This is a genomic window from Flavobacterium sp. KBS0721, from assembly GCF_002007065.3.
In the GTDB taxonomy this organism is placed as follows: Bacteria; Bacteroidota; Bacteroidia; order Flavobacteriales; family Flavobacteriaceae; genus Flavobacterium; species Flavobacterium piscis.
The window spans coordinates 3,527,477-3,540,209 of sequence record NZ_CP042170.1; the positions used below are offsets into that span (position 1 = coordinate 3,527,477).

Below are 12,733 nucleotides of genomic sequence, written 5' to 3' on the forward strand. Positions count from 1 at the left end.
AAAACGTTATTTTGGCAAGATTTAGTTTCCTGACAAAAAGCACTTTATTTCCTAAACTTTCAATCTCATTTTAGTAGGCGGATATCCAAAAATCCTTTTAAAAGCAATACTAAAGTTCGATACATTCTGATAGCCGGAAAGATGGCTGATTTCCTGTATAGACAACGTGGTGTCAGAGAGATAATGTCTGGCTTTGTTCATTCTGATTTCCTGCAGATAGCCAAAAACCGTATCGCCAAAAACGGTTTTAAAACCCTCTTTCAATTTGGTTTGGTTTACACCAACTTTACGTGCCAGTTCTACTATCGTAAACGGATGGTCGATATTTTCGCGGATTAATTGTGCTGCGAATTTTATTTTTTCGACATCGTTTCCGGCTAAATTCATAACTTCTTTATCCGTATCCAGACTATAATGGCTTAAAGCAATAAGCTCATAAATCTTAGATTCCATATAGATTTTTCGGGTAAGTCCGCGGTAAAAACAGTTTTTGATATCCTGCATTACACCAAATATTTTCGCGCTTATCTTGATTTCTCCTTTTGTCAGGGTCGAACTCACATTTTTCTGGATATTGTTCAGGAAACTATCCATCGCCTTCGATTCGCCTTCATATTTTGTAAGCACATCCAGAGGAAGATGAATATCGAAAGTATTGTAAATGATATTTTTTTTGAAGTTGATTTTAGCGTGATTGTCCTGAGCAGAAAGAAACGTGATATTACCCGACATTGGTGCAACAAAGTCAGCAGAATTTGTGGTGTTTTTATACCCAATTCCCTGATCAGAAAGATTAAAATGCATTTCTAATAAAGACGAATCTCCTCGTCCCGAAATGGCAACATCATCGTGCAGCTGATAATTTCCCTGAAGAATCGATAAGTCTTCTGTAATGGTTTGTTCATGATATAAAATATCGCCTTTTGGTGTTACGAACTTTATATCTTTTTCATCCTCCGTTACTTTGTTACGAGAGTCACTTTCCCAATTCGAGTCAGTTTCAAGAAAGTCTGCAAAATCATCTGAATCAATTTTAAATGCCATTATTATACTTCTATATTCATAATTAATACTTCCACTTTCATAAGTACATCAACAAGTATTAAAATACTTTTGCACGTGACAAATATAATTTATAATCAGTTTAAATAAAAACAGTTTGACAATTAAATTAAACCTTATGTTTATGTTGTTGGTTGGTTTTTTCTCCGGAAATGCCTGCCCGATTTATATTCATATTGAAGATAATCTTGGAAACTCTTTATCCGGAGTAACCATTTTGATAGATAATAAACAAATGGGACTTACCGATAGTTCCGGAACATTAGAACTTTCGCTTTCTGCGGGAAACCATACGGTTGAATTATCGAAAAACGGAAGCTCAAAAATTACACGCACGATTTCGGTTTTGTGTAATGATAACGAACATTTCAAATTTACTTTGGATGTTTCTAATGCTGATGCAAAACTAAAAGAAGTTGTGGTGCAATCTAAAACCGTTAAAAAACAAATAGAAGATTCTCCTTTTTCTGTTCAGGTGGTTGATCTTAAAAAACAATACGACAAAGCAGGAGATGTTGGAGATGTTTTGAATCGTACTTCGGGCGTAAAACTAAGAACGGATGGAAGTATGGGCTCGCAAGTACAAATAAATCTGGGAGGTTTGCAGGGAAAAGCGGTTCGTTTTTTCAAAGACGGAATCCCGATTGAGTTGTTCGGACACGGATTTAGCCTTGGAACCATTCCTGTAAATATGCTTGACAGAGTAGAAATTTATAAAGGTGTTATGCCGGTTTATCTGGCTTCGGACGCTTTGGGCGGCGGAGTCAATTTAGTAAGCCGTACCTCTACAAAAAATTACGCCGAGGTATCTTATGAAATCGCTTCTTTCAACACGCACAGAGCAACAGCAAATTTGTACTTTCAAAACAAAAAGAACAATTCATTGTACGGAGGATTTAATGGTTCTTTTAATTATTCTGACAATGATTATACGGTAAATGCGCCGTTTTATGATATCAATACGAGCAAGCAGGAATTTAGGGATACCAAACGATTTCATGATCTTACGCGTGCCTTTTATGGTGAAGCTTTTATTGGACTTAAAAATAAATCCTGGGCAGATGATTTTCGTTTAACGTTGATTTACTCTGAGTTTTACAAACAAATCCAGAATGATGCACAAATGATCAATGTTTACGGTCAGGCATTTTCTAAAGAGCAGAATTATACTGGAATGGTGAATTATAAAAAGCAATTTTTTGATAATAAGCTAAAAGTTAATTTCCTGGCCAATTACAGTCATTTTAATACCAAATTTATTGATACAGCTACTGTACGTTATGATTGGGGCGGTAATATAATTGCAAGAAACATGCAGCCCGGAGAAATTAATACAGGAAATGACCAGCATTTAAAATACAATTTTGTTTCGGCAAGGTTAAATGCAGAGTATAAACTTTCAGACCACAACTTTTTAGAGTTTAGTGAAATGTTTTATTCTCAAAGACGAAAAGGAAGTGATCCGCTTGGGGCTATTTCGGTTATTGAAGGCATCGATGTACTCACGATTCCGGCAACTTACAGAAAAGATAATCTCGCCGTGGCCTGGCGTTCTCTTTGGTTCGACAGTAAAATAGAAAGTATTGTTGCTGCCAAATATTACCATTATAATACCGAAGGTTATACAACAGATAATTATGGTTTTGCCTGGCAGGCCACAAAAGATGATAATCAGCCGGGTTATTTGGGAGGATTAAAATGGGCAAACGATCATTATTTATTGAAGATGTCGTACGAATATGCAACTCGTTTACCTGATGAATATGAGATTTTTGGAGATGCCAGACTGGTAAAGGAAAACCTGGATCTTGATCCCGAAAAAAGTCATAATGTAAATCTGAACGCACAATATTCTTTTAATGAAGAAAATAAAAGTTTAACCGTTTCGGGAGGTCTTTTTTACAGAAAAGTAAAGGATATTATTTTCCTTCAGCTCGATATTCCTTTTAGCCGATACATTAATTATGAAAATTCGATCGTAAGAGGTTTTGAATTCGAAACCAATTATTCGCCTGTAAAATGGCTGAATACAGGTTTTAATGTAACCTATCAGGATATCAGAAGAGTTAATATTCAGGAAGCTACTTTCAAATACCTGGAAGATTCCCGAGTGCCAAATATTCCGTTTTTGTTTGGAAACTTTTGGGTGAATACTTATTTCAAAGATTTGTTCAAAGGCGGTGATAATCTTAGCTTAAGCTGGAATGCCAATTATACACACCGATTTTTTCTGGTGGCGATTCCTAAAAATCAGGAACCTTCATTGTTGGGAAAAGTAGAAGATTTTCAGACTTCCCTGATCATTCCAAAAGATGGCAGAACAGGTCAGTTCTCTAATGACCTGGGGGTTTATTATCATTTCTCCAATCAAAAAACTACCGTTTCTGCAGAATGCCGCAATATTGGAGACGCTAAGTTGTATGACAATTTTAATGTTCAGAAACCAGGAAGATCTTTTCACCTTAAACTAGTATATCAAATTTTTTAAATCAACCATAAATCAGAAATTAATTATGAAAAAGAGTAACAAATTTCGTTCTATACTTGCAGGCTTAGCTGCCGGTATGCTTGTCATTGCCTGTAGCAGCGACAACGATAATAACACAGATAATAACGGTAATACAGACGATACGCTGCCAAAAAATGAAACATGGGTTATTTATAACGGAGCTGCGAACTGGAGTGGTGGTGTCTATGCTTTAAAAGATAATAAATCAAGAGAAATTAATCTTTCGGGACTTCCGTTTCTTCAATTGGCTTATTCAGGCGGAGGAAGAACTTTAGATAAAACACTTTTTAAAGTAAATGATGTTTCTAACACTAAGCAGGGAATCAATAAAATGGGCTTCAATGCTGCCGGAAATATTGTAGATCAGGGATTTTTACCATCACTTTCTAATGCTTATGAAACCAATTACCTTATAGCAAGTGCTACCGAAGGCTATTACTGGGACAAAGTAAGAGGAGGTTTGAAATTGCAAAAATTCAACCCGTCGACTATGGAAAGAACCGGAGAAATTGATTTCACTTCTTTAACAGAGGGTCAGCCATTAGAATCTGTTGGACAATTGATCATTGCTAAAAGAGACAATAAATTGTACTTAGATTTATTATTAGGATCTAAAGCGGCAGGAAACTGGCAGGTAACTCCGGTAACTAAAGAAGTTGCGATTGTAGTTTATGACTTAACTGCAAACAAAATCGAAAATGTAACTAAATTGCCTGGAACTACAAACTTAGGGGTTTTTATCGACCACGTTTTATGGAGTTTGGATGAAGTAACAAAAGATTTATATTTTGCTACTGTTGGAGACATGAAAACACAACCAACTGATGCATCTTCTAAAATCCTTAGAATTAAAAGCGGACAAACTACATTTGATGCCACATTTTCAATCGACATGAAAACGTACCAATTCCCGGCAGAATTCAACAGATTGTTTGCTTATAACAACAAAATCTACACTACAATTCCTTCTAGAGCAGTTTCTTATTACGGAGGCGGACAACACGGTGTTAAATACAGAGACGATGTTTGGTTTTGGAACGAAATTGACGCTACTTCTAAAAAAGCAACTCGTTTGAATATTCCAGTTGATAATTTCTATTGCAACCAGAATCCATTTTTTCATAACGGAGAAATCTATTTCTTATCGAATAATGCTGGAGATGGTTTCTCTGGAGTTACACAATACAATCCAACTTCGGGAGCTACAAAAGAAACTTTCCGTTTAAAAGAAAGCGGTAGAATCTTAGGTTTTAATATTATCAAAGACTAAATCTTATTTTTTGCCCTGAAAAGAGCCTAGATTTGGAACTATTTTTTTTGACAGAAGTAACTTTTTTAAAAAGCGGCTTCTGTTTTTTTTGTTTGGGATGTAACTTATTGCCTTTATAATTATACACTTTGTAGAGTTCCTTGTGTGATCCTTTATTCCTCAGGATGACAAGATTGCGGGTAGCATCATGAGTAAAATAAAAAATCCGCGTAAATCTGCGTTTTCCCGGTAGCGAATCCGTATCACCCGTATGCCATTATAAACAAGGTAACCAGATTCTAAAAACCAAAAAAAACTCCACTATACAATGGAGTTTTATAAAAATAATAGTTTAAATCCTTTAATCAACAGGATCATGATCTATTTTTTTGCTTTAGCAATAGAATCTCTTTTTATAGCAGTTGTATCTGTAATTACAGTTGCTGTGTCTAATGTAGCATCTACACTATCAATTGTTGTTTCGGTAGAGTCAACATAGGTATTATCTGCCGGGATGGTATCGTTTTTCTTGCAGGAAAACGAAAGTCCGATTAAAATAAAAAGAAATGCGATTTTTGATTTGATTAGCGTTTTCATAATTTCATCTATTTCGTTAATAATTAATTATTTCAAAATTAGAGGTTTACGTTTTTAATCCTTTACATGATTCTTAATTTTGTTTTATAAAATACTCATTATTAGTGAATTAATTTTTTTACTTGAAAACCGGATATATTTTACGTCAACATAATAAGATGCGAGGTTAATTGATAATTCGGTTTTTATAAATACTACAGCCCGGATTAATCTACTACGATGCGTTAAATCCGTCTTCTTTATCTTTAAAAGCCCATGTTGCCATGGCCTCAATTACAGGCATTAAACCCTTTCCTGCGTTGCTGAGTTTGTAGGTTACAAATGGCGGAACAACCGGTTTGGCTTCGCGAATAACAAGATTATCTGCTTCGAGTTGCTTGAGATGCTGAATGAGCATTTTCTCGGTAACAGCCGGAATCGCTCTTTTAAGTTCGCTATAGCGTTTGCTTCCGCCCGAAAGATGGTAGATGATAATGGGTTTCCAATATCCGCCAATTTTTTCCATTACATAAGTCACAGGACATTGCTCTAACGCATATTGCTTATTTTCCTGAATGGTCGATGATTCTTTGATTGCTGTCATTTGTGCATACTTTAGGGTAAGTACTTGTATAAAAGTAAGTACAAATATACCTTTGTTACAGATAATAAAAAAACAATTTAGCTATGAAAATCACAATCTCAGGTTCTTTAGGAAATATAGGAAAATCTCTAACCACAAAATTAATTGCTTCTGGCCATGAAGTAACCGTAATTACAAGTAATAATGACAGAATTGAAGCTATCGAAGCTTTAGGCGCAAAAGCTGCGGTAGGTTCAGTAAGCGATGCTGCCTTTTTGAAAAATGCTTTTACAAATGCTGATGCTGTTTTTGCGATGACGCCGCCAAATTTAGGTGGATCTGATATTATTGCAAATACCACAGCTGCCGGTAAAGCTCTGGCAACTGCGATAAACGAAGCAGGAGTAAAGCGCGTTGTTATGTTAAGCAGCATTGGTGCCGATTTGCCAGAAGGTACAGGACCAATTGCGGGACTTTATAATATCGAAAAAATATACGAAGGTTTAGAAAACGTATCGCTGACTTTTCTTCGTGCAGGATTTTTCTATACGAATTTGTATAATGATGTTCCGATGATAAAAGGAGCGGGAATTATAGGTTCTAATTATCCATCAACTGCTAAAATTCCTTTTGTACATCCTGAAGATATTGCAACTGCAGTCGCTGAAGAATTGCAAAAAACTGCATCAGGAAAAAACATTCGTTATATTGTAAGTGATGTGCGAACTCCAATTGATGTGGCAAAAGCTTTAGGTGCTGCCATTGCTCAACCGGAATTACCGTGGATTGAGTTTACAGATGAACAAGCGATTGGCGGAATGACACAAGCAGGATTACCAGAGGAAATGGCTGGATTGTACACCGAAATGGGTTCAGGTTTAAGAAGCGGTAAAATTCAGCATGATTTTTTGAGTAATACAATTGCTGTTGAAGGAAAAATTAAGTTGGAAGATTTTGCAAAAGAATTTGCTGCAAGATTTTAAGTAAATCATTGTTATAGGAGAAAGCCGATTGTAAAATCGGCTTTTTTTGTTTAGGTCTTTTACAGTAACAAAAATAGATTTGGTAAATTTATACAGATATACAATCAATTTATACCATTTGTAAAATTTGGTCAGCGATTATCTTTGTTATCAGAAATTCAACTTAAAAATTAAAATATGAAAGCTATAGGATTTAAAACATCATTGCCCATTGCTGATAAAGAAAGCTTTATAGCATTTGAAACGCCAAAACCAATTCCGGGTAAACGTGATTTGTTAGTAAAAATAAGTGCCGTATCTGTTAATCCGGTTGATTTTAAAATTCGTCAGAATAGTGCGAAAGATACTGTTCTGGAAACGCCAAAAATTATTGGCTGGGATGCCGTAGGAATTGTTGAAGCCGTAGGAGAAAATGTACACCTGTTCGAAGTAGGCGATCCCGTATTTTACGCCGGAGATATCACCAAACAAGGAAGCAATGCCGAATATCAGGTTATAGATGAACGAATTGTGGGTAAAAAGCCAACGTCATTAAGCATTGAAGAAGCTGCTGTAATACCTTTGACAGGTTTAACGGCCTGGGAAATATTATTTGACCGCATTAGAATTAATCCTGATAAAGACAAGGGAAAATCGATCCTGATTATTGGCGGCGCAGGCGGAGTGGGTTCGATTGCGATTCAGTTGGCTAAGAAAATTGCAGGCTTAACGGTGATTGCTACAGCATCTCGTCCGGAAACGATCGATTGGTGCAAACAGCAAGGTGCTGATTTTGTAGTAGATCATAAAGATTTAGTGGCCTCGGTTCGTGAAGCGGGATTTGAATATGTAGATTTTATTGTAGATTTTGTTGATACTAATGCCTATTGGGACACCATGGTCGAATTGATCAAACCTCAAGGTCATATCGCATCAATTACCGGAAGCAGTGATCCAGTTGTCTTAAATAAACTTAAAAACAAAAGCGCCTCATTTTCCTGGGAACTAATGTACACACGTTCTATGTTTGAAACCGATGATATGCAGGAACAACATAACATCCTGAATAAAATTGCGGATCTTTTGGATGAAGGGATATTAAAAACAACACTTAACGAAACTCTTTTGGGATTAACTCCTGAAAATTTTAAAAAGGCGCATGAGTTGCTGGAATCTGGAAAAACTATTGGGAAGATTGCTATTAAGTTTTAAGTAATTTAAAATTTTAATTGAAAAAGGGAATAGAAATTTTAGTTTCTATTCCCTTTTTAATACTTTAATTGTTCTTTAGATAAAAATTATCTTGCCGTTAAATTTAAAGATACTGTAGACATATCCCCACTTCCCGCAAACCTTTCTACCCATACTTCAAGATTATCATCTGTTTTCATCTGAACTGTCCCTACACTCGGTAAAGCTATTATAGGAGAATTAGATAATAAACCACCGCTGCCTCTGCCATATACTTTCGTTTCAGTAAGGACCACACCATTTTTTGCTATATAAATGATTAAGGTTGCATCAAAATTAGTTTGATAAGAAACTGAAGCTATTACCTGAAAATATCTGGGTTTAGTACCTTTATAAACAATTCTATTGTCTCCGTCTTTGGCAAACCGAAAAAGGTTATTAGAAGTCGTGGTTCCAACTATTTTTCTTCGACTACCAGTTCCAGTTCCAGTAAATTGTGTTAATACACTAGCACCGACACTTGCAATTAGATTAATATCCCCAGTTGCCTCACTATCTCCTTCTCTTGGTATCCCGGGTGAATCTACTGTCCAGGCATTACTAAAATTATATCCTGTATAGGTTGATGCCGCAGGATAACCCCTAACGTAACCTGCAGTATTTGTTGTGGTTCCTGAAAAAACGGTACCTAGTAAAGTCCCTGTCCCTAATGTTGTAATACCGTTAACATCTAATGCTAAATCAGCTCCGTCAACTGTACTAAAACCACTATTTTTTTGTATTAGACCAAAAGTTCCGGTTAACGTCTCAAAAGTTCCATTATTAGTATTTAGCCAAGCCTGATTGCTTAACAATAAACTACTAATACCAGAATACGTAATTCCGTTGGTATTGTTAATAAATTGAACTATGTTGCCAAAATATAAACCGACACCTGAAATAGTTCCAACATTTGTAGTCATCCCGTCTATAATGATATTTTGAATAAAAAGCGAAGTCCCACCGGTAATATTAAATGCTCTTGCTGCTGCTTTTAAAGTGATATTTCTAATACTGCCGCCTACATTTCCCTGAAAAACAGTTCCACCCGGAAATGATAGAACATCTTCATTAGTATCAATTCCGGTTACATAGGAATCATTTAAATTGATAGGAGCTGCTAGCGTTATTGTTCCATTTATTTCATATAATGTATTTGAACTTAACTGATAAACAGATCCTCCAAGAGCAAGTTCCGGTGCGAGATCTGCTGCAGATTTTACCCGTTTAAAATTGGTTCTTCCCACAGAACTGTTTAAAAGTGGTAACCACCCACTTGGGCTAGAGAAATAATAAAATAATTTTAAATCGGTATCATAAACCAATAGTCCCTGCGCAGGGGTTGTTATGGCAGTTCTTTGTGCAGTTGTCATTCTGGGAGCTAATATTCCCTTTGCTGTCGAAGTGATATCCAAAATAGCTGTAGCATCTGGTACAGTTGTTCCAATCCCAATTTGTGCATTTCCTATAAGAGTAATAAGAAAGAAAAACAATAGTAAGAATGTTTTAAGACTTTGTAGAGTAGATTTAGTGCTCATAATTTCTAAATATTAGTGTGTGGTGTATATTTTTATAGCTATAATTTTATTTTCCTGAATTTGAAATGATAATTTTTTCGGTGAATCTTTCATTATCATTAGTTAAAAACTCTGTAATGTAAACGCCGCTGCTTAGTCCGCTGGTAGAGAAAATATAATTTTCATCAGTTCCAAGGTCTTTTTTAGATAATACTGTTTTGCCTAAAACATCGTATAATTTAAATGACTTTAATGCGAGATTATTTGGGTTAGAAGCTTTAAGGTTTTTATTGACATTATCCTGACTGACGAAAAAAAGTTTGGCAGTTTTGTCAGCAATGCCAAGTGTTGTTGCGTCTCTAAAGGCAATTTTAAATCGGTCATTGTATATACCAGGTGTCAGAGCCACTTCGTAAGTTCCGTTTTTAATGTCATGATAAGAGTCATCCAGCGCATCATAAATGTAGATTTTCTGGGTTGGGTCAAAGTTGATCACTTCCGGAATAAAAAACTTGAAAGTAGTATTGGTAGCTGCTTTTGCCGTAAGTGCTATTTTTTTATTTTCATCAAAATTGACTCCCTGAATGACGTAGCTTCCATTTTCTAACCAAAAAGTAATATCGTTTGGTAAATCATCATCCATGTTTAGTGCATCCATACCATAATCGATTCCATCAGTCGCTTCTGGTACAAAAGCCAATGCTAATTGTCTGGTAAATTGATTGTTGATGATGGTGTTTAATTTGAAATGCGAAACTTCTTCAGGAGTATCTTCGGTGCTTTCTTCTTTTTTATTGTCCTTATCTTTCGAAGCTGGTCTTTCAAATTGAGATGAACCGGGAGCTTCTTTCATAAAAATTCTATGAATGTTTTTGAATGTTGCAGTTCCTGTTGCATTAGCATTAATAACAAATCCTTGCCCAATAGGTAAATACCTGCGGTTAATTGAAAGCGAAGATGTTGAACCACCAGGATTTATTGATCCATCGCCATTATAAGAGCTGAAAGTTGCGGCGGTGTAAACACCCTGACTCGTTCTCGTCATTGGCGCATAAGAATCATAACCACCTCTATAATTAATGAGGGTATGAGAGTTTACTGTTTTATCCTGCACCCAAAAATAAGCGGCACCACCAGTTGCCGTATTTTCGCTATCAAAAAGAAACTCATTTAAATGTAAGGCTGAGGGATACGGATTTCCTGTTAAAGTACTGCTATTGGCAGCTAGTGCAATGGTGATGTTACCATCATTTGGTCGTCCTCTAAAATCATATCGTTGGGCACTTCCGGGGTTATTTGTAACTCCTGTTCCTTCCGGATCTGTTGTGTCAGTTCCGCTGGTTCCTTTCATAGAAAAACCTTCTCCGGGAGCGAGTGTTGTAGTATTGCCAACGAAAACCCATTGCGAATAAGTAGTAGCAGTACTTAATTTGTAAATCCATTTTGAGGCTATTGCAAGCGGGAATGCTGTTCCGTCAGAATTGGTTATCGGTAAAATAGTGGCCTGAGTAAATGCAGTAGCGCTTGTAGGCCTGCCTAACATGGTGATTCCAAATTTCCCATTATCTGCAGGAACAGTACTTCCAACAGGTGCGCACCAGTAATTATAACTATAGTTGTTTGTGGTACCTTCCTGGTAAACAGATAGAGTGCCAGTTCCCGTATTGGCTGAAGTTCCGGTTGTACCCTGAACTAATTGTGCATTATTTCTCAAATACAAATTCGAGGCTGCGTCTAAATTGATATCCTTTTCAACATATAATACTTCGCTTTTTACATACATATAGGCGCTGGGAGCAAAATAAATTTGCGAAAAGCATTTTGTAGTGGCTATCATTAAAATGAGTAGTATCTTTTTCTTCATAACTTTCACTTTTAGAGTAGAGTAATAGGTTTTGATTTTCTATGATCCTGAAGCTGTAGATTTTGGTTTCTTTACGAGATAAAATACACCAAGCAAAATTCCGCCAGCAAAAAGTAATGCTATCTCGCTGTCTATTGGTACGGGATCACCTACCGGAGGAATCCCTCTGGGCTGGGGTTCGGGAGGGGGCGGAAAGGCATAACTATTAAAAGTGATGCAAAAAAATAAGGCTAATAGTAATTGTAACTTTCTAATTTTCATATAGTAATTTTAGATCTGGGTAAATAAAATTCATGAAATAAATTATTCTTAATTTATGAGTAAGAATAATTTTATAAAAAATAAGAGTGGCTTGTAATAATCTGACAGTTAAATAAAATGCGTGTAAAAATGTAATTCTTTGGCTACGAAAATAAAATTTAATAATTTGTTAAAACATCAAACAAAATGATAAAAAACAACCTACTAATCCTACATAAATTATATTTTTCCTATTTTTTTAAGAATTGTTCTCTGTAGTATAAGTAAGATATTTACTCTAATATATTGATTATAAACGTATATTTTTACTGTTTGTCGATATTTTTTTAAGTAAAATCTTATTTAGTTGCTTTATTTAAGAAATTAAAGCGTTGTTTAAAAATGAAGTAAAAGTGTTGTTTTTGTTGAAGAAAATTAAAAATGATAAGTACAAAAAAAAAGAGCTGATCACATGATCAGCTCTTTTCTAATAAATATTAAATTTTTATCGTTTCAGGGTAGTTTGAAAATCTTATTATTGTTCGATAATAGAAAGAATGCTTTTAGGTATTTCGTCAAAAGCTTCAATAGAATAAGGTTTTATGAGGTACGCTTTTACGCCCATCAAATCACATTTTTCTTTATAAACAGGATTTATACTTGTGGAGTAAACAAAGCAGGGAATCGTTTTTAAATTGTTGTTATTCAAAATTTGCTTTAGAGCTTCAATACCGTCAAGAATAGGCATGTTGATATCGGTAAGAATAATATCCGGTGTTTCATTTGAAGTGTCTTCTAAATAATTTATAAGTTCTTCACCATTAGCTACCAGGCTTACTTTTGCGAAGTCGGGATTTTTATTAAAGGTATGGCGGATGATATCTGCATCATCGATATCATCTTCGGCAATAATAATATGTAAGTTATTTAATTGTGGCATT

At 35.4% G+C, this 12,733-nt stretch carries 11 protein-coding genes; 4 read left to right on the top strand and 7 right to left on the bottom strand.

Features of this window, described 5'->3' with window-relative positions; translation table 11 throughout:
• Positions 1–51: 51 nt before the first annotated feature.
• Positions 52–1,044, bottom strand: coding sequence for an AraC family transcriptional regulator (locus B0M43_RS15330; RefSeq protein ID WP_078007450.1), 993 nt, complete (start codon positions 1,042–1,044; stop codon positions 52–54).
• Positions 1,045–1,159: 115 nt separating this feature from the next.
• Here B0M43_RS15330 and B0M43_RS15335 point away from each other — a divergent pair, with 115 nt between their 5' ends.
• Positions 1,160–3,550: a TonB-dependent receptor plug domain-containing protein gene (locus tag B0M43_RS15335; protein WP_246860130.1), complete on the top strand. Its 2,391-nt coding sequence runs from the start codon at positions 1,160–1,162 to the stop codon at positions 3,548–3,550.
• A 25-nt stretch (positions 3,551–3,575) separates the two neighbouring features.
• Positions 3,576–4,841 carry a hypothetical protein gene (locus B0M43_RS15340; RefSeq protein ID WP_078007448.1) on the top strand — a complete coding sequence of 422 codons (1,266 nt, stop codon included), beginning with the start codon at positions 3,576–3,578 and terminating at the stop codon, positions 4,839–4,841.
• Positions 4,842–5,201: 360 nt separating this feature from the next.
• Here the strand turns inward: B0M43_RS15340 and B0M43_RS15345 are convergent, their stop codons facing one another.
• Both B0M43_RS15345 and B0M43_RS15350 read right to left on the bottom strand, forming a co-directional pair.
• Entirely contained in the window at positions 5,202–5,417 is a 216-nt protein-coding gene (locus B0M43_RS15345; RefSeq protein ID WP_065449733.1) for a hypothetical protein, read from the bottom strand.
• A gap of 214 nt (positions 5,418–5,631) precedes the next feature.
• The gene (locus tag B0M43_RS15350; protein WP_078007447.1) at positions 5,632–6,000 is read right to left on the bottom strand and encodes a helix-turn-helix domain-containing protein; all 369 of its coding nucleotides are present in this window, start codon (positions 5,998–6,000) and stop codon (positions 5,632–5,634) included.
• Positions 6,001–6,083: 83 nt separating this feature from the next.
• Here B0M43_RS15350 and B0M43_RS15355 point away from each other — a divergent pair, with 83 nt between their 5' ends.
• Positions 6,084–6,962 carry an NAD(P)H-binding protein gene (locus B0M43_RS15355; protein ID WP_078007446.1) on the top strand — a complete coding sequence of 293 codons (879 nt, stop codon included), beginning with the start codon at positions 6,084–6,086 and terminating at the stop codon, positions 6,960–6,962.
• 177 nt (positions 6,963–7,139) lie between these two features.
• The gene (locus B0M43_RS15360) at positions 7,140–8,153 is read left to right on the top strand and encodes a zinc-binding alcohol dehydrogenase family protein (RefSeq protein ID WP_078007445.1); all 1,014 of its coding nucleotides are present in this window, start codon (positions 7,140–7,142) and stop codon (positions 8,151–8,153) included.
• A gap of 86 nt (positions 8,154–8,239) precedes the next feature.
• On the opposite strand, the gene B0M43_RS15365 is transcribed toward B0M43_RS15360, so the two are convergent.
• From B0M43_RS15365 to B0M43_RS15380, 4 genes are all read right to left on the bottom strand, one after another.
• Complete coding sequence (locus B0M43_RS15365; protein ID WP_078007444.1) at positions 8,240–9,709, bottom strand: hypothetical protein; 1,470 nt, start codon at positions 9,707–9,709, stop codon at positions 8,240–8,242.
• A gap of 46 nt (positions 9,710–9,755) precedes the next feature.
• Complete coding sequence (locus tag B0M43_RS15370; protein WP_246860131.1) at positions 9,756–11,552, bottom strand: T9SS type A sorting domain-containing protein; 1,797 nt, start codon at positions 11,550–11,552, stop codon at positions 9,756–9,758.
• A gap of 39 nt (positions 11,553–11,591) precedes the next feature.
• Positions 11,592–11,813: a hypothetical protein gene (locus B0M43_RS15375; RefSeq protein WP_078007442.1), complete on the bottom strand. Its 222-nt coding sequence runs from the start codon at positions 11,811–11,813 to the stop codon at positions 11,592–11,594.
• Between the two features lie 514 nt (positions 11,814–12,327).
• Positions 12,328–12,732, bottom strand: coding sequence for a response regulator (locus tag B0M43_RS15380; protein ID WP_065449740.1), 405 nt, complete (start codon positions 12,730–12,732; stop codon positions 12,328–12,330).
• Between the last annotated feature and the right edge of the window lies 1 nt (position 12,733).